General features: G+C 60.5%; 16 protein-coding genes. 5 read left to right on the top strand and 11 right to left on the bottom strand.

Going from position 1 to position 17,915, the window contains the following annotated elements; translation table 11 throughout:
• Nucleotides 1-296: 296 nt before the first annotated feature.
• From NZK35_RS16990 to NZK35_RS16965, 6 genes are all read right to left on the bottom strand, one after another.
• On the bottom strand, nt 297-920 hold the full coding sequence (locus NZK35_RS16990; RefSeq protein WP_259633728.1) for an HAD family hydrolase: 624 nt from the start codon (nt 918-920) through the stop codon (nt 297-299).
• Nucleotides 910-1,755, bottom strand: a complete 846-nt coding sequence (locus tag NZK35_RS16985) for an alpha/beta hydrolase family protein (RefSeq protein ID WP_259633727.1) — start codon at nt 1,753-1,755, stop codon at nt 910-912. The genes NZK35_RS16990 and NZK35_RS16985 overlap by 11 nt, the downstream gene beginning before the upstream one ends.
• A 51-nt stretch (nt 1,756-1,806) precedes the next feature.
• A complete protein-coding gene (locus NZK35_RS16980) occupies nt 1,807-2,430 on the bottom strand; it encodes a LutC/YkgG family protein (protein WP_259633726.1) in 624 nt (207 codons plus the stop codon).
• Between the two features lie 27 nt (nt 2,431-2,457).
• Nucleotides 2,458-3,837 (bottom strand): lactate utilization protein B, encoded by a 1,380-nt coding sequence (locus tag NZK35_RS16975; protein WP_259633725.1) that lies wholly within the window; start codon nt 3,835-3,837, stop codon nt 2,458-2,460.
• Between the two features lie 77 nt (nt 3,838-3,914).
• Complete coding sequence (locus NZK35_RS16970; RefSeq protein ID WP_259633724.1) at nt 3,915-4,670, bottom strand: (Fe-S)-binding protein; 756 nt, start codon at nt 4,668-4,670, stop codon at nt 3,915-3,917.
• Nucleotides 4,671-4,723: 53 nt separating this feature from the next.
• Complete coding sequence (locus tag NZK35_RS16965) at nt 4,724-4,888, bottom strand: hypothetical protein (protein ID WP_259633723.1); 165 nt, start codon at nt 4,886-4,888, stop codon at nt 4,724-4,726.
• A gap of 348 nt (nt 4,889-5,236) precedes the next feature.
• Between NZK35_RS16965 and NZK35_RS16960 the strand changes: the two genes are divergently transcribed.
• Nucleotides 5,237-6,517, top strand: coding sequence for an aminotransferase class I/II-fold pyridoxal phosphate-dependent enzyme (locus NZK35_RS16960; protein WP_259633722.1), 1,281 nt, complete (start codon nt 5,237-5,239; stop codon nt 6,515-6,517).
• Between the two features lie 875 nt (nt 6,518-7,392).
• Here the strand turns inward: NZK35_RS16960 and NZK35_RS16955 are convergent.
• Together NZK35_RS16955 and NZK35_RS16950 are read right to left on the bottom strand one after the other, a co-directional pair.
• Nucleotides 7,393-9,210, bottom strand: coding sequence for a tetratricopeptide repeat protein (locus tag NZK35_RS16955; RefSeq protein WP_259633721.1), 1,818 nt, complete (start codon nt 9,208-9,210; stop codon nt 7,393-7,395).
• Between the two features lie 92 nt (nt 9,211-9,302).
• Nucleotides 9,303-9,791 carry a hypothetical protein gene (locus tag NZK35_RS16950; protein ID WP_259633720.1) on the bottom strand — a complete coding sequence of 163 codons (489 nt, stop codon included), beginning with the start codon at nt 9,789-9,791 and terminating at the stop codon, nt 9,303-9,305.
• 355 nt (nt 9,792-10,146) lie between these two features.
• On the opposite strand from NZK35_RS16950, the gene NZK35_RS16945 reads away from it, so the two are divergent.
• Complete coding sequence (locus NZK35_RS16945; RefSeq protein ID WP_259633719.1) at nt 10,147-11,475, top strand: hypothetical protein; 1,329 nt, start codon at nt 10,147-10,149, stop codon at nt 11,473-11,475.
• 17 nt (nt 11,476-11,492) lie between these two features.
• On the opposite strand, the gene NZK35_RS16940 is transcribed toward NZK35_RS16945, so the two are convergent.
• Together NZK35_RS16940 and queF are read right to left on the bottom strand one after the other, a co-directional pair.
• Nucleotides 11,493-12,494: a sugar phosphate isomerase/epimerase family protein gene (locus NZK35_RS16940; RefSeq protein ID WP_259633718.1), complete on the bottom strand. Its 1,002-nt coding sequence runs from the start codon at nt 12,492-12,494 to the stop codon at nt 11,493-11,495.
• Nucleotides 12,495-12,717: 223 nt separating this feature from the next.
• Nucleotides 12,718-13,086, bottom strand: coding sequence for a preQ(1) synthase (gene queF, locus NZK35_RS16935; RefSeq protein WP_259633717.1), 369 nt, complete (start codon nt 13,084-13,086; stop codon nt 12,718-12,720).
• 14 nt (nt 13,087-13,100) lie between these two features.
• Between queF and NZK35_RS16930 the strand changes: the two genes are divergently transcribed.
• A complete protein-coding gene (locus NZK35_RS16930; RefSeq protein ID WP_259633716.1) occupies nt 13,101-13,850 on the top strand; it encodes a 7-carboxy-7-deazaguanine synthase QueE in 750 nt (249 codons plus the stop codon).
• Between the two features lie 152 nt (nt 13,851-14,002).
• Here the strand turns inward: NZK35_RS16930 and NZK35_RS16925 are convergent, their stop codons facing one another.
• The gene (locus tag NZK35_RS16925; RefSeq protein ID WP_259633715.1) at nt 14,003-15,520 is read right to left on the bottom strand and encodes a Gfo/Idh/MocA family protein; all 1,518 of its coding nucleotides are present in this window, start codon (nt 15,518-15,520) and stop codon (nt 14,003-14,005) included.
• Between the two features lie 218 nt (nt 15,521-15,738).
• On the opposite strand from NZK35_RS16925, the gene NZK35_RS16920 reads away from it, so the two are divergent.
• Nucleotides 15,739-16,668, top strand: a complete 930-nt coding sequence (locus NZK35_RS16920) for a hypothetical protein (RefSeq protein WP_259633714.1) — start codon at nt 15,739-15,741, stop codon at nt 16,666-16,668.
• A gap of 2 nt (nt 16,669-16,670) precedes the next feature.
• The gene (locus NZK35_RS16915) at nt 16,671-17,819 is read left to right on the top strand and encodes a glycosyltransferase (RefSeq protein WP_259633713.1); all 1,149 of its coding nucleotides are present in this window, start codon (nt 16,671-16,673) and stop codon (nt 17,817-17,819) included.
• Nucleotides 17,820-17,915 lie beyond the last annotated feature (96 nt).

Genomic DNA, 17,915 nt, shown 5'->3' with positions numbered 1-17,915 from the left:
GGTGTACTCGGCAATGATGTTGAGGGGTGGCGGCGGATGCCGCCTGAACTCAACAGCGATGCGCCACTACCCCGAATGGGAGCCCCCCTGCATTGTCATCCCAAAACTGCGGAGAATCAACACTTGTCCACCAGGAAAACGGGACGCGCCGGCGGAGCCGGCCGGGGTGACAAGCAGGATGCTTACCCCACTTCGAGACTCGTTCCCGGGCTCCGCCTCCGGAGTCCGCCGGCGGTGCCGGCCGGGGCGGCAAGCAGGATGCTTACCCCACTTCGAGACTCGGGGAGCGGTTGGCGCTACTTGACGCCCAAATGTTGCTCGATCACGGATTTGGCTTGCTCGCCTCCCAAGCATTGGTGGGCGTGCCAGCCGCGTTCTGCCGCCGCCTGGACGTTCTCCGGCTTGTCATCGATGAACAAAATCCGCTCGGGACGCACCCGCGCGGCTTTTTCGGCGGCCTCGTAAATCTTCACGTCCGGTTTCATCGACATCACTTCGCAGCTGAGGATCTTGACGTCATAGTCGATCTGTGACACCGGCCAGGGTTGTTTTCGCACCCAACGCCAATGGGCCGGGCAGGTGTTGGACAGCACGCCCACGCGACCGGCACTGCGTCGGGCTGACTCCACCACCTGGACCATCGAATCGATCGGCATAAACATGTCGCTGACCGCGTCCAAGACCAGATCTTGTGGCAACCGCTTGGCGTCCAAATCCAACACTTGCCGCAGCGTTTGCGTGAACGATCGGCTGGTGATCTGGCCGCTCTCGTATTGCGTTTGCAGTCCACTGTCATAAATGACTTCGCGGGCCCTGTCGGTGGAGATCCCGGCCAACTCGGAAAAATTGCGACAGGCGATCTCAGGGTCAAACGAAACCAACACGTTGCCGAGATCAAAATAGACGAATTCAATTTGCATGATCTTCTTCGCTGTTCGCTCGGTCGCGGAAAATAAACTCGACGATTGCCGTCGGGTCTTTCAGGCTGTGCGGGTGATGCCCGACTCCGGGTTTGTGGATGACTTCGATCGGTCCCCCCTCGTCGCGATACCGTTGTTCCAGGAGGGCGATGTTTTCATCCACCGGCACGACCACGTCGGCATCGCCGACGACGCACAGAATCGGAACACCAGCCGCCGCCAATGGTCCCAGTCCATCGATAGGATTGCAATGCGACTTCGTCGATTGCGGGTCCAACGCCTCAGCTTCAGTCAAACCGTAGGCGTTCAAACAACGTTTCCACTCGCCCGGGCTTCCCGCCCCCTTGCCTTTGCCGCCCGGCCAGCTCTTGATGTCGCACACCGGTGCATCACCATAGATGCATCGAACCTTGTCGGGATTCGCTTTCGCCCAGTTGAAAATGATCAATCCGCCGCGGCTCATCCCTTCCAACACCGGCTGGGGATGGAATTGATAGGTCTCCGTCACGTGGGCGTAGAAGTCATCCCAGATCTGCACGGCCTGGGGCGCGCCGAACAAACCCGCCACATCGACGTACGCGACATGAAAACCCCGTTTTAACAACGCGACATCGAGCTGCGGCTCGTGCCCGAAAAAACGCGCCCGCCAGATCCACGGATTGCCTGGTGCGGGCGTTTTCGGAACCACGATGATGCACTTTCGGTCGTTGTGTTGAAAGTCATACCGGGCATAGGAATGGAAATCGGTCTGTTTCCCCGGCAGCTCGTCCGCCCGTACTGCAGCAGCGCAGCAGACCAAGGCGAGCATCATCACGGTTCGCGTCAGAGCGTTCATATCACGGATGTCCGGGTGTCCAATGGCTTGCGGCGAACGTGCAACGGAAGCTTAAAGATCGTCGACAATAAAGACCTGTAGTTTTCGGCAGCCGTGCGCCCCCAGCACCAACGACTGCTCGATGTCGGCGGTCTTGCTGGGGCCGGAGACGAAGACACCGAACCGGGCCGAAAAGTTGTCGATCCGCTCGTAAGCCTGGTGCATGTTGGAGACGATTTGTGATCTCGGCACAACAATCGCAAGGTACTGGGCGATGAACAGCAACACGCGGTGCGGCAGGGTGTCTCCGTCGATCCAAATCGATCCGTTTTCGGCGACCATGAATTCACCGCGGGCGATCGTCCAATCGACGGTTGACAGGTGATGGGGATCTTCGATTTGCGTTGCGTCGATCGTCCCGGCAATGGATTCGGGTGCCGATGAAACGATGCGGGTCGCGGTGCGGAACACATCAATCTCCTCCAGCAGCGCCCGGACCTCGCCTTGCGATTCGACCTGGTGTGCCTGGCCGCCGACCATCGCCAACATCTCGACAAATTTTTCGATCGGTTGGTCGAATTGGATCACGCGATCCACATCGACGTCCGGCAACGGCGGGATGTCGACATGCTTGGTGTTGATGCGATCCAGGATCCCCTGCCGCGCGTCGGTGTCGGCGAGTGTCGGTTTCATCATCTCGATTCTCAGTGGTTCCGATGGCTCTCAGTGGTTCCGATGGCGTCGATGCCATTGGTGAAAACTTTCTTTGGGAGGCTCGGGAAGTTCGCGTGCGATCGTCCAGACGTTCAAGCGATTGTGGGTGGCCCAACGCGGCAACACACGCAGCGCGAACCGCCCGACTTGGCCGACCAGCCGAAACAGTGCGGGGAAGCGAAACAGATACGAGGCACAGCGCATCGAGAGCCGTTTGGAGACCGGCAACAACTTTTTGCCGACCAGTTCCCCGCGCCACGCCAGCAATTGGTGGTGCAGCGGAATTTTGACCGGGCAGACATCGCTGCACGATCCGCACAAGCTGCAAGCGTACGGAAGACTCTTGTACGAATTCTGGTCGCGGGTCGGCGACAGCACGCTTCCGATCGGGCCGGGCACGGTGGCGCGATAACTGTGCCCGCCGCTGCGTCGATAGACAGGGCAGGTGTTCATGCACGCGCCGCAGCGGATGCAATGCATGGCGGCGCGAAACGTTTCGCTTTCACGCAATCGGCTGCGACCGTTGTCGACCAGCACGATGTGCAGTTCGCTGTTTTCGTCGCGGGGGCCGTTGAAGTGCGACGTGTAGCTGGTGATCGGTTGGCCGGTGGCCGAGCGAGCGAGCAGACGGGTGAACACGCCGAGGTCACGTTGCCGCGGCAACAATTTTTCGATGCCCATGCAGGCGATGTGAACCCGCGGCAGCGACGTTCCCAGGTCCGCGTTGCCTTCGTTGGTGCAGACGACCAGTCCACCGGTTTCGGCGATGGCAAAGTTGACGCCGGTGATGCCGATTTCGCCGGCGAGAAACTTGTCGCGCAAGTGCCCGCGTGCCGCTTCGGCCAAGTACTTCGGATCCGATGCCCCTTCGTCGGTCCCCAGGTGTTCATGAAAGGTATCGCCGACCTCTTCTTTTTTGATGTGAATGGCCGGCAACACGATGTGGCTGGGGGTTTCGCCACGCAGTTGGACAATCCGTTCTCCCAAGTCCGTGTCGACGACATCGATGCCGTTGTCTTCCAAAAAGTGGTTCAAACCGCACTCTTCGGTCAACATCGATTTGCTTTTGACGATCCGCTTTGTCTTGTGGTCATGAAGGATGCGGAGCACGATCTCGTTGTGATGTTCCGCATCGCGTGCCCAATGGACGACCGCGCCGCGGGCGGTCGCGTTGCGTTCGAATTCTTGCAGGTAATGCGACAGATTGGCGATCGTGTGGGTTTTGATTCCCGATGCGGTCTCACGCAAGTATTCCCATTCGGGCAACGAGGCGGCTTGCTTGTCGCGTTTGCTGCGAACGAACCACAGGGCCTGGTCATGCCAGCGGGACCGATTGGGGTCGTTGACGAATTCCTTGGCAGCGGCCGGATGCTGGACGATCGGGAGCATGGTAGCGGGTGGCTGAAGTGTTTTTTTTGGAAAAGGTTTCGCGTCGTCGTTGGTCAGTCGTCAAACGGCTCACCGACTCACGCCGCGCCGAGCGGTCGTCCGGACAGGATTTGGGCGACGTGCATGACTTGAATCGGATTTTTTTCTCGGCGGATCAGGCCTTGCAGATGCATCAGACAACTCATGTCCGCCGACGCCAGCACTTCGCTGCCCTTGTCGCAGTGGTCGGCGATCCGGGCGCGGCCCATTTCGGCCGACACATCCGCTTCGTTGACCGCGAACGTGCCGCCGAAACCACAGCAATCGTCAGGACGATCCGGTTCGACCCACTCGATGCCGTCGACCAGGTTCAACAACTTGCGGACTTTGTTCTCGCGCGGCGTCATCGATTCACTCGATTGGCCGAGCCTCAACTCGCGCAACCCGTGACAACTTTGGTGCAGCGAGACCCGGTGCGGGAATTTGACGTCCAGGTGGGTGACGCCGACGACGTCGTGCAGGTACTCGCACAATTCATACGTTTTCGACGTGACGTGCTGAAATTTCGCGTCCTCGGCATCGAAATAGGCGGCGTAGTGATTGCGGACCATCGACACACACGATCCGGACGGACAGACCACAGCATCGAAATCAGCGAACAGATCGACCAACCGCCGAGCCACGGGCGCCGTGTCGGTCTCGCAGCCCGTGTTTGCCATCGGCTGTCCGCAACAGGTTTGGCCGTCGGGGTACGCCACATCGACGCCCAATCGTTCCAACACTTCAAGCGTCGCGATCGCCACGTCTGGATACAACTGGTCGATGTAGCAGGGGACAAACAGTGCGACAGTCATGAATCAGGGGCGATCGGGATGGGGGACACGGAAGACGAGACGAGGGCAGTTGATCAGTATAGTAACCAAATGCGACCGGTTTGTTCAGCGTGGTCCTCTGCCGCCACGTTGAGCGAAAATTCGTTGAGAATGCGAAAGTCTCCAAGCTGTGAAGCATCTTTTTGCGGCAGGGCGCGAGCGGGCTGTCGATTTAATCGATGTTCCAAAATCAATGCCATGATGACAGCCCGATGCGTGAGCGAGGGGCGCCGCGTGGCCCCTTGCTAACGCGTGCGGGCTTAAATCGACAGCCCGCGAGCCCTCCGGTGTGTTGGCAGAGATGAAGAACCGGAGGGCTCGCGCCCTGCCGCTAAAACCTCTAGAAACACTTGGGAAAAATGCTTCACAGCGTTGGCTGCCAGGACGGTGCCCCACGAAAACGACAAGAACGCCGAAACGGCATGGTTTGGACACGGTTTGCCGCGATCTTGTCAACAATCTGGGCGAACCCCTGGGAGGAAACGGGTTTCTGATCGACAATAGGACGATCGTCAATTCTTCCCCGGTGCAAGAACGGTTTGGCCCCAATGAGTGACACAGCCAGTCTCGATGATTCCAGTCTCGATGATTCTCCCAATATCGACGCACCCGCGATTGATGCGCCGACGACCGATCCAGTCCCCGCCCCGTTCGAGGTCAAATTCGCCTCGCGCGTCGATCGCTTGCCCCCCTACATGTTTGGCCGCATCAACAACTCGCTGTACCAAAAACGGCGTGCCGGCGACGACGTGATCGACCTGGGGATGGGAAATCCGTCCGACCCGCCCGACCCGATCGTGATCCAAAAGCTTCACGACGCGTCCTCGGACCCCGGCAACCACGGCTACAGTAAATCCAACGGAATCGCCAACTTGCGGCGGGAAGTCGCGGGAAAATACTATCGCAAATATGGGGTGCGTCTGGACCCCGATCACGAAATCATCTCCTGCCTGGGCAGCAAAGAGGGTTTCTCGCACATGTGCCTGGCCCTGATGGGCCCGGGTGACACCGCGATGATCCCGTCGCCCTATTTTCCGGTCCACATGTACGGCGTCATCTTGGCCTCTGGCAACGTCGTCGCACTCGACGTGGCAGACCCGGACAAATTCTTGCGGAACGTGGCCTACACGTGCGAGAACATGATGCCGTCGCCCAAGGTCCTGATCGTCAATTACCCGCACAATCCCAGTTCGGCGGTGATCGAGCCCGACTTTTTTGTCGAAGTCGTGCGGCTGGCGAAAAAGTACGGGTTCATGGTCATCCACGATTTCGCCTACGCCGACGTCGCCTTCGACGGTTATGTCCCGCCGAGTTTCCTGGCCGCGGCCGGTGCCAAGGACGTCGGTGTGGAATTCACGACGATGAGCAAGGGTTACAACATGGCCGGCTGGCGGGTGGGATTCTGTGCCGGCAACGCGGACATGGTTCGCGGCTTGGGAACCATCAAGGGCTATTACGACTATGGGATGTTCCAGGCGATCCAGATCGCCGCGATCGTCGCGCTGCGAGAAACCGAAGCGAACGTCGAAAAGCAATCCGAAATCTACCAAGGGCGCCGCGACGTGCTGGTCAACGGTTTACGTCGGCTGGGCTGGAACGTCGAGCCGCCCAAGGCCGGCATGTTCGTCTGGGCGGAGGTGCCCGAGCCGTGGCGGAGTGCCATGAGCACGATGGATTTCGCGATGAAGTTGCTCGAAGAAGGCAACGTCGCCGTCAGCCCCGGCAGCGGATTCGGCACCGCCGGTGAAGGATATCTGCGGATGTCGCTGGTCGAAAACGAACACCGCCTGCGTCAAGCCGTCCGACAGATCAGCAAATGCTTGGGGTAGGGCATGCTGTGCATGCCGGACACCGCCGGGTATTGCATCCCGAATGGGATTGCAGCGAGTAGCCGGAGGTCAGCGTAGCGACACTTCCGGGAAACCGTCGCGGATTCCCACCGACCCCGGCGGGGTCGCAGCGAATCGATTCGCCGGCGCTGCGGCAGTCCGCGTTGTTGAAAGGGTTGATCGAGATGCCGGTTCACTCGGGGTAGCAGGCCGGGTCCGAGGGCTCGGGCATGATTTGCTTCGACACCCTTCGGGGTCGCGTCGCGTCGGGGGACCGGACGTCCGGAGGTGTCGCTGCGCTCACCTCCGGCTACTGGCTTTGACGCCCTTCGGGGTCATGCCGCCGGCATTCGGCTTACGGTATTAGCCGACCGGCGCGAGCCGTCCAGATGTAGCTGACGGTGTTAGCGGAACGGCGCGAGCCGTCCGGTTTTAGCGTTCAAAAACCGGAGAGGCTCGCGTCCTGCCGTTAACAAGAAACACCTCGTTGCGTGTCAATGGAGAGCGCCAGCGAATCCACTATCCCGAAGGGATTGCAGCGAGTAGCCGGAGGTCAGCGAAGCGCCACCTCCGGGGAACCCGTCGCGGATTCCCACCGACCCCGGCGGGGTCGCAGCGAATCGATTCGCCGGCGCTGCGGCAGTCCGCGTTGTTGAAAGGGTTGATCGAGATGCCGGTTCACTCGGGGTAGCAGGCCGGGTCCGAGGGCTCGGGCATGATTTGCTTCGACACCCTTCGGGGTCGCGTCACGTCGGGGGACCGCACGTCCGGAGGTGTCGCTGCGCTCACCTCCGGCTACTGGCTTTGACGCCCTCCGGGGTCATGCATGACCATGAGGCTGGCTCAGCCACGCCCCCTGGATGTCACGCGTCGACTCAGGTGTCGATCAAATCTTCGGGAGACAAGATCGGGACGGCGTTTTCTTCGGTTTCTTGTTTCTCGCGCCAGGGTTTTCCGGCACGGTACTGCTCCAGTTCCTCTTCGAGTTGTTGGAGCTGTTCGTGCTCTTGTTCCTTGCCGACTTCGACCGCCTTGCTGCTCCACTGGATCGCCTTTTCAAAGTTCCCCATCTCGGCATAGCCCGCCGCGAGCGTGCTCAGGATGTGGGGTTCTTTTCCGTCGGTCAGTTCGACCGCGCGTTCTCCCAATTCGACCGACCGGGCACCGTCGCGGACGCTGTCCTGGGGACTGGTGGCCAGGACCCAGGCGAGGTTATTCAAAATCCCCGACAGGTCGTAGTTGGTTGAATCGTCACCGGCGACTTTGATGGCCCGTTCGTAATCTTCGATCGCCTTGTCGTGATCGCCGACCGACAGATAGGCGTCGGCTCGCGAGCGGAGGACCGAAACATTGGTCGGATCGCGATCCAAGATGGCTGAAAGCACTTCGATCGCCTGACGCGGACGGTCGTCTTGCAGGTACAGGTTGGCCAGTTGCAGCTTGCGGCCGTCGTTGGTCGGATCTCGATCGATCAACGTTTTCATTTCGTTGATGGCGTCGGCCATGCGGCCTTCTTCGATCGCGATCAGGCAGCGGACAAAGATCGCCTGTTCGGCCGCGGCGACACCGGGCGCGATCCGTTCGGCGGCCCGCAGGTCATCTTTGGCGGCTTGCAGGTTGTTGCGTGCGACCGAGATCTCGGCGCGTTGCAGCAACGAAATCGGATCTTGGGGTTGCATCGCGAGTGCCTTGTTCAGGTCCGCCAGCGCCTCCTCTTCTTTCAGCTGCATCCGGTACAGGATCGCCCGCATCCGGTACAGCCCTTCGCTGGGTTTGGCTTCGAGTGCCTTGCTGAGCAGTTTCAGGGCGTCGTCGACGCGGTCGAGATCGGCAAGCTTTTGCACGACGGTTTGAGCGACCTGCAGGTTGGTCGGGTCTTCGGCGAGCACCCGTTCCATGTCCTCGATCGCCCCCGCAACGTCTTGGTTTTGTAATCGAACCGCCGCGCGGGCCTGCAACGCCTCGCGGTTCTTGGGGTCGTCCTTGATGGCGGCATCCAGGTCGGCCAGACGCTTGTCCTCGTTTCCAGGTCCCCACGTCAACGCACGCAGCAAATACGCGGCGCTGCGTTCGACGGGATTGTCGGCCAACAGATCGATCGCGCTGGAGGTCGCTGCGGTGATGGCGTCCTTGTCGCCGCCGGGCAGCATGTTCAGTCGAGCGACCAGGAGATGGGCTTCGACCAGTTCGGGGTCATTTTTGAGTGCGTCTTCGAGAGTCCGCAGGGCCTCGTCACGCAACTGGATGGCGCGGTTGCGATTGCCGGCGGTCTGCCCCATCGCGGCGATCAGCTGCTGGCTTTTTTGCAACAGCACCGAGCCCAACATTTTTTTGGCAAAAGACGCGTTTTCGCCGGACAGCCCTTTCTTGATCGCCGTTTGTAGTAATCGTTCGACCGCTTCCAGCTCGCGAGCGCTTTTGGCATCGAACCGCAAGATCGCGGCCTCGTCCAATTCATCCTGTCCGGCGTCGATTCCGTCGCCGGCAGCGGCCGCGGGCTCCGTCTCGTCGCCGGCCACGGCTGGCGGCGTCTCGGCGTCCGGCGTCTCGGCGTCCGGCGAAGCGGACTCACCCGTCTGCGGGGATTCCTCGCTCGCCTGTTGAGAAAACGCGGGCGAAGGAGCGAACAAAACCGAGCCGCTCAGGCACAGCAAGGCGAGCAGCGTAAGGTGCTTGGAAGACGATCGTATCATCGGCGTAGGCTCGTGCGGGGTTGAGGTTAGACCCCTTCATTATGCCGTGCCGGCGAATCGATGCGTAGATGAGCTGAGCAAGAATCGCTCGATCAAGCCGACAATTCGGCCGACTCCCGCTTTTCCGCAGCCTCTGTCAGCAACTTCAATTCGTTTTCGAGTTCTTCGCAACGATTTTTCAAGCGAATGTGTTCGTCGTAGAATCGGTTGAAATCCGTCGCCGTTTCTTGCCAAAAGTCGCCGGGCCGGAATCGCAGCTTCATCGCCCGTCCGCCGTCGGCCAATTCATTCAAAATGCCACGCAGACGCAACATCGGGCCGGCGAACCGATGGCTGAGTTTGATGATGTCCCAAACGTACACCGGATACAACATCAGCATGACGCACAACAACGGTGCTTGGGCGCCGAAAGACCGCGCGATCGCTTGCCAGAACGTCTGGTTGCCCGGCGCGTAGATCATTTGCACGCCAATCCCAATCGCCAGCAACGCCAAAATGGTCAGCGACCAATGCATCGACATGCGGCGGATAATGGACCATTGGACCGGGGGATCGATCAGAAATCGGCTGCGTTGTGACATAGGTGAGTTTCCGGTTCGCGGAAGGTGCGACAAGCGTACGGAGGTTTGGTTTGGGGGACGAGCTTTCCAACGCTAGCTCGCGTTGGGCTGCACCGCGCCGAAACGGGCACAATTCCGCGTGAGGGATAAGGGCCATCGGAAACTTTGTCGCCGGAAAACTCAACGCAGTCCCGACAACCGAGTCAGACGGATCCGGTCCACCGCAATTTGGCCGCTCCCGCTCGCTCGACGACCAGGAATCGGGAGGAATTTGCCGATTAATCATCCTGTGAACTGCATTTCCGAAAACGGGATCGGCGTAGCTTCGTCGCCCGATTTTCACTTCGCGACCCTGTCACGGATGACGAGTCGGCTCATGCCAGGCAAAACAAATCAACAGCGACCCACGCCTCTCGATCCGCCCCGTCCGCGTCGAGCGACGAGGCGAAAGCGCCTGGCAACCGTCGCTGCTCTGACGCTGGCCGCGCTAAGTGTGACCGCGGCCAACCACGCGCTGCCCGACGCCCACGCCGATCATCCCGCAACGATGCAGCGGTTAGGACGACTACTGGGCGTCGGCTGGGGCGATGGATACCACGTCTGTCGCGACAGCGGATTTCGGCCCGGAGCCGATCTGCCGCCGCATGGCTATCCGGATCAATTCGGTCCTGCCATTTGTCGCGACGGCTGCGGCCAGATCTATCCGCCGGGCACCGGGCTGTCCCAAGTTCACAGCGGGCTACCCCATCTGCTGACCGGTCTGCCGAGTCTGCCGGCCGTTTCGGGTCCCGTCGTCTACCCAAGCGGCGTCGCGCCCTGCGACAACGAGGGCTGCGACGCGTCTGTTTTGCCGTTCGGCAATCCCGGCCCAACGCCACACCCAACTCACCAACGGATGGACAGCCATTCCTCGACATCGTGCGACGAAGCAGGCTGCGATACCGCCCTGGACTCACACGAATGGACCGGCACCGAAAACGCGGCCGCCGGTACCGTCCCGGCTGGCCCAAGCGCGCCGTCGGCGGAGTCCGATGGGGCGATGAAGCTGCCCCAGGACTGGATCGTTGAACAGGACGTGCCGAGCGATGACGAACAGTTAAAAACGTCTGAGCCGCATGTCGTCGAGCCGCGCGAGGCCGCCTCGGCGAGTGATCAATCGCTGCCGGCCACCGTCAACGCGCCGAAGGTGCAAGAACCACTGCTTGATTTTTCCGGTCCGGACCACTATTCGAGTCCGAACCAGCGTCCGTTCGCCTCGGCCGACTCCGATCCCGCGGACGCCGATGATTTGTTTGGCGCTGATCCTCTCGGCGGTGAACCCGATCTGTTGAACGATCAAGCGATCGAACAACAGCTACCTCCGTCGGCCTATTTTCGGGGCAGCGACGACCTGGGATTGGACGATTCCAACACACGCGATCTGGTGGCGCCAGAAACGGAACGGCCGGAGGCGGAGTTGCCAGTGCAACTGCCTTCGGTCCAGCTGGGATCGCCGCGTCCGGCGGACACGCCGGAGGTCGAGGCACCGACGCCGGAGGCGATGGAGGCGCCGGAGGTCCTGGCACCGCCGATCCGCTCCAACCCGTACCTCGGAACCGGCATGCGATCGCCCCCGTCAAAATCGCGCAGCGCCGTACCGCGGGTGGCGACGTTGCCGCATGCCGCACCCGCCCGCGACTGGAATCCGATTCACCAACCCGATTGAGCTGCTGTCGTCCGCGATCACCCCTTGATGTCAGCAAACCCGCGCAGCTCGTACGGGATCTCGACGTAATCGAGCACCCGGCAGAGGCCACGCAAAGCGACGCCGAACCCGTCAGGGCCGCTGAATCCGCCGAACTGACCGCCGCCTTTAACGTGCGGTTCCAGATCCAGGAACACGCCGTCGGCGCCGCGCCGGGTCGCCCGCTGGTGCAGCTCGGGCAAAAATTCTTTGAAGTCGCGTAAGATCGCTTCGTGACCACAATCGCCACGGTCGGCGGGCACGAAGTTGTCCAAGCTGGCCTCGTCCACGTGGTCGATGCGGCCGGTGGGCGAAGGATCGTGATAGTCTTTGATGTGCATCCACCCCATGCTGTCCTTCATCGCCACGTACTGGGCGAAGGTCTCATCGGCGGTGAAACCCTGCGTGACGATGTTGGCACCGTCAAAGATTGTCAGCATCGCGGGATGGTTGACTTTCGCCGCGATGGCTTGCAGCAGCGTCCCGGTTTGCCCGACCAAGTTGGCTTCGACTTCCAATCCGAACGTCAGCCCGCGTTTGTCGCAGGCTTCGGCGATTTGCCCCAATTGATCGGCAACTTGATCGAGATGATCCTCTGGCGCAGTGCCTTTGGGGTGATAGAACGCAAACCCGCGGATCAGTTTGGCACCGAAGGCTTCAGCGCGATCGCAGGCCGTTTGGACGTCTTCGGCCAGGTATTTTTCGAACGGGATGAATTTGTTGGCGGTCCCGTCGTCAACGTCCAACAGTTTGACCTTGCCGATCGGAGAGCCAATGCTGCTGACCTTCAGTCCGTAATCGGACTGCATCTTGACCAGATGATTGATCTCGGCATCGCCCAACAACATCACGTTCTTGATGCCTTCGCCGGCGTCGACGAACCGAATGGAGTAGTATCGCAACCCCAACGCGGCGAACGCCGAATATTGCTGGACGGCAAGTTTTTCGTTGGCGGCTTCGTCCGCAAAACCACTCAAAAGGACGGGGATTCTGTCAGTCATCGAATTGCAAGCTGGGGTTGGAAGGAAATAGTCGAGGGGCCAGCGCCCAATGCCACTTACTTTGGGTCTGAAGGTGTTAACGGAACGGTGCGAGCGGTCCGGTTTCGGCGTGAAAGACCGGAGGACTCGCGCCCTACCGCTAACAAAACACCGCGTTTGGCGTCAAACTAAGTGGCATTGGCCGAGGGCCGGCGTCGGATCATGCTCATGCGTCGGCACGATCCTAGGCCTGGGGCATGGGATACTGGACAATGATGTTGCTGTGGAGGCCCCCGCGGGGCGTCCACTGGCTCTCCACCGTCGCACTTTTTGGCTGTACAACGGCGAGGAAGTCATCCATGATGCGGTTCGTCACGGCCTCGTAGAACATGCCTTCGTTCCGAAATCGCTGTAGATACATTTTCAAGCTCTTCAGTTCCACACACCATTTGTCTGGAACGTAGGTGAAAATGATCTTCCCGTAGTCCGGCTGACCGGTCTTGGGGCACACCGAAGTGAACTCGGGGCAATGATGCACGATGGTAAAGTTGCGCGACGTGTTGGGATTGTCGAACACTTCCAGGATGTCGCTAAAGTTCTCTGAATCACTCAACGCTGTTTTCTCCCTTGGGTAAATTTCAATTTTCGCACGCACCGGCCGAATCCACCAGGGGACCGGGTCACGTCCAATTGCTGGTCAGTGAAACCTTCTTCAGCCGGCAAGGCGAAGGCCGACTGACCGGGACGGAGAGCTTTTTCATCCGCACCAGCGGCTGCAATCTGCGATGCTGGTTTTGTGACACCCCCTACGCGTCCTGGGACCCGTCGGGCGACCGCCAGACGATCGAATCGCTGGTCGATGCCGCTCGGCAAAGCGGTGCCGAGCACGTCGTGCTGACCGGCGGCGAGCCCCTGTTGCCCGCCGCGGCGACGGAATTGTCCCACTCGCTGATGGAGGCCGGGTTTCACTTGACGATCGAAACCGCCGGGACGATCGACAAACCGATCCCCTGTGACCTGCTTTCGCTCAGCCCCAAACTGGCCGACAGCACGCCCGACCCGCAGCAACATCCGCGCTGGAGTCAGCTGCACGAGCAGCGCCGCATGCCACTGGACACGATGCGGAACTTGATCGACGCCGCGATCGGCTTTCAACTGAAATTCGTCGTCGGCGACGAGGCGCAATTCGACGAGGTTCAAGACGTTTCCCGTGCGTTGGATGTCGACAACGATGACGTCTTCATCATGCCGCAAGGCGTGACGAACGCCCAGATGGACGCCGCCGAGCGTTGGCTCCGCCCGCTGGCTGAATCGGCCGGCTACCGATATTGCGATCGCATGCAAATCCGCTGGTTCGGAAACCGCCGCGGGACGTGAGGCGCGGTAGGTCACGCTGTGCGTGACAGTGCGGTAGGTCACGCTGTGCGTGACACCTGTAGGTCACGCTGTGCGTGACACCTGTAGGTCACGCTGTGCGTGACAGATGGCATGCACAGCATGCCCTACGCCGTCGCCAACCGAACGCAGGATTACACCGCGTCGACGGAGGGGATTTCGTAGCCCGGGTTGTTGGCGTCCTTGACCAACGCGTTGGCTTCGTCGGCCCGGTCGCCTTCGAAGCGTTCGGTCTGGGCGTTAAAGCTCAGCATCGGTCCGAGCTGGTAGTTCGCGTCGCTGCCGGAAATCCCAACGCCGTCGGACATCACCGTGTGCAAGCGGCCGAAGTGTTCGATCGCGTCTTGATTGCCGCCAAAATCACTGGCCGTTTCGCTGAACGGGACCTCCGTTCCCAAGCGGTAGGAGTTGTTCATGATGTGTCCGAGCACGCATCCGTAGTGGGCATCCATCACGTTGCCGTTCGCCATCGACGGGTTGCCGGCGCGGACGGCGGCGATGAAGGCATTCCAATTTCCACCCGGAGTGACGTCGCCAGGTTCGAGCTTCAACGGTTCGGCCTTGGAGGCGCCCGGACGCAGGATCTGGTAATTTCCTTCGCCGGTGATCACGCTGCCGTCTTCCAGATAGTACTCATTGAAGACCTGATGCTTGTAGCCTTTGTAGTTGACGTTTCGGACATTGAAGAACACCATTTGACCGTTCGGGTACTCGGCCATAGCGAACATCGTGTTCGGGGTTTGACCCTGATCATCCCACTGAAAACGGCTTCCGATCGCCATTGTTCGCGTGGGGTGGGTCTGGTCGTCATCGATCGCCCAACGCGCGACGTCCAGTTGGTGCGTGCCCTGGTTGTTCAAGTCTCCGTTGCCGGTTTCCCAGAACCAGTGCCAGTCGTAGGGGACATAGTTGGCGTGATAGTGGTCGATCACCGCGGGGCCTTTCCAGTGTTCCCAATTCAGTTCCGCCGGCGGAGTGCTGATCGGCTCGTGACCGATGCCGCTGCGCGGTTTGCAGCAGTAGCCGTAGGCGATTTTCAACCGCGGCAGCTTGCCGGACTTCAACGCTTCGTGCAGCCCCGCGACGCCGGCGTTGCTTCGTCGTTGGGTGCCGTGCTGGATCACGACGCCATATTTTTTCTGGGCTTCGACGGCGACCCGACCTTCGGCGATATCGTGGCTCATCGGTTTTTCGACGTACACGTGTTTGCCGGCTTGGGCACCCCAGATCGTCATCAGCGAGTGCCAATGGTTGGGGGTGGCAATCGAAATCGCATCGACGGTCGGGTCATCCAATGCCCGCCGAATGTCGTCGATTCCCTGGGTCGTCATCTTGCCCTTGACGCGTTTCTGGACACCGCTGATCCCTTTGGCGAGCGCCTTTTCCCACGGATCGGCGACGTAGGCCAGTTCGACGTTGGGCGCGCCCAACCAACCACCGATGTGAGCTTGGCCGCGGCCATTGAGGCCTGCGACGGCAATCCGGACGCGGTCGTTGGCCCCTTCGATTGCGCCGCTGGCTTTGGTGCCGGTGATCAGAAAACTGCTGCCCGCCAAAAAACTGCCGCCGGCGACGGCCGACCCCGTTTTTTTCAAAAAGCTGCGGCGTGTACCGGCGTGAGTTGTCTTCGGGTGGGGATTCGGATTGCTCATGGCAAACAAGCCTTGTCGGTCTCGGGAGGGAATGATTGGCAGGGGGAGGACGGACGCCGATAGACGTCCGAACGACATATTAACAGCTTTCGACAGGCCAAATGAGGGTTTTGGGGCACAATTTCGGAGGTAGACTGAGTAGATCGGCGATGATGGGTTGCGAGTGCAACGAATGAATCAACGTCGATGAGACCGTTTCCTCGACTGGGATCACCGAGATGACTGGTATCGTTCAACGAACTTCGACTGCGATTCGCCCTACCCTCCGCCGCATGCTTCCGACCGGAGTCGCGGTCGCTGGGCTGTTGTCCGTTCTGGTGGCCAGCGACGAGGTAAACGCACAGTTCTTTCGTGGCTTTCGCGCTCGCGGACCGGTGTTGGTCGGTCCGCCGATTTTGCCCACGCCCTACTACGGAGACGCTTGGGGTGCTTGGCCGCCGGCCCCGGTTCTCGTCGGGCCGCCGAGTCGTGTCCGCGTGCAGACCCCGTTCTTCTCGCTCAACATCGGCCCCGGCTCGATCGTTCCGCCGCCCTCTGCCGGTTATGACGGTCGTTACGAATCGTATCGCCCCCGCTATGATTCACGATACGATTCTCGCTATGACTCTGGCTATCGATCACCGTATCGACGCGGTGACAGCGAGCCCCGCTCGTCCGTGCCAGACTACCGTTCGCCCGTGCCCGAATACGGTTCGTCTGGCAGTTATCGACCGGGCAGCGGAGGTGGCATCCCTGATCTGACGTCACCGATCGAATTTTCGCTACCCGCATTGCGTCAGGCTGCCGAAACGCTTTACCGCACCCTGGCGGCGCGTCCCGATGACGGCGACGTGTGGTTGGAGTATCTGCAACCCGAACGCATCATCGCCGCGACCGAATCCGGTCAGCTCTCCGCTTCGATGAACGAATTGTATTCTCGCTTTCAGGGCGTGACGAAGAATCCCGACCTGGTAGTGATGACTCGAATCAACGGATTCCAACGCACCTTGCAACTGCTGGGAATGTGGATCGAACTGGAAGGAGACACGCCGGTCGCAGACGAGGTGGTCGAACCGACCGGGGCGGCAGAGACTACGCCGCCGCCGGACCCACAACCGGAAACCGCTCAAGAGATCTTGCCGGCACCACGCGGACAAGTCGATCTTTAGACATGTTGGCCGAAGAGAGGGCGGCCGATGACGCGAACCGGGTAGGCCTGTCGATCGCCTGTTGTATCCACTCGCTCAATGGCGGTGGTGCCGAACGGGTGATGGCAGGCCTGGCGTCGCGTTTGACCGAACGCGGGCATCGGGTCAGCTTGATCACGTTTGACGATGGAAGATCTGATCGTCACGTGATCGCACCGAGCGTGCAACGCGTGCCGATCGCTCTGTCTGCCGACGCCAAGGGATTGTTTGCAAAGTTCCGTCAGGTTCGCACGCGGCATCGCGCCATCGCCGACGCCATGGAACGACTTCGCCCCGACGTCGTGTTGTCGTTTTGTGACCGCACCAATCTCGACGTCTTGATGGCAACCGATCCGTCGGGACCACCGGTGGTGGTTTGCGAACGCAGCGATCCGGCACGTCAATCACTCGGACCGTTTTGGAATGCGGTTCGTCGACACCAATACCGTCAAGCGGCAACCGTCGTTGCGTTGACTGAGACCTCGGCAAGCTACCTGCGTCCGTTTTCTCGATCGGTTGCCGTGATTCCTTCCGCGGTCGACCGGCCTTCGGTGACCTCTAACCGCGAGCAGGCCTGTGCGCGAAAACGGATTGCCGGGGTCGGCAGACTGGAACCGGAAAAGGGATTTGACCGCCTGTTGGTCGCGTTTGCCCAGGCCACGTCTGATGATCCCCAATGGCGGTTGATGATCTACGGCGAAGGAACACAACGTGACGCGTTACTGGCCCAGGCCAGTTCACTGGGAATCAACGATCGCTTCGAATTGCCCGGCTGGGTGCGTCCGCTCGCCGAACCGCTCTCCCAGGCAACGCTGTTTTGTTTGCCCAGCCGGTACGAAGGATTCCCGTCGGCTCTGCTCGAAGCGATGTCGCTGGGCGTTCCTTCGTTGAGTGTCGATTGCGAAAGCGGTCCGCGAGTCATCATCGACCACGACCGTGACGGCTGGTTGGTGGAATCGTCCGTCGAAGGACTGCGCGGCGGGATCGAGACGCTCATCACTGACATCCGCCGGCGTGAAGCACTCGGAAGGGCGGGAATGGGAATCGTTGATCAGTTCGATTGGGACACCATGGTCGATCGCTACGAACGGCTACTGCGGGAAGTGGTGCGAGAGCACGCGGTCCCTCGGTAGCGAGCGGGAGAGATGTCAGGCACCGTTGGTGTATAGCCTTCAGGCGATTCCCGGTCGCTGCGAAGCAGCGACCGTGGACGGCTAAAGCCCAATACC

The sequence above is a fragment of the Stieleria sedimenti genome, from assembly GCF_025060895.1.
Taxonomy (GTDB): Bacteria; Planctomycetota; Planctomycetia; order Pirellulales; family Pirellulaceae; genus Stieleria; species Stieleria sedimenti.
This window is presented reverse-complemented; position numbering and strand designations above follow the sequence as displayed.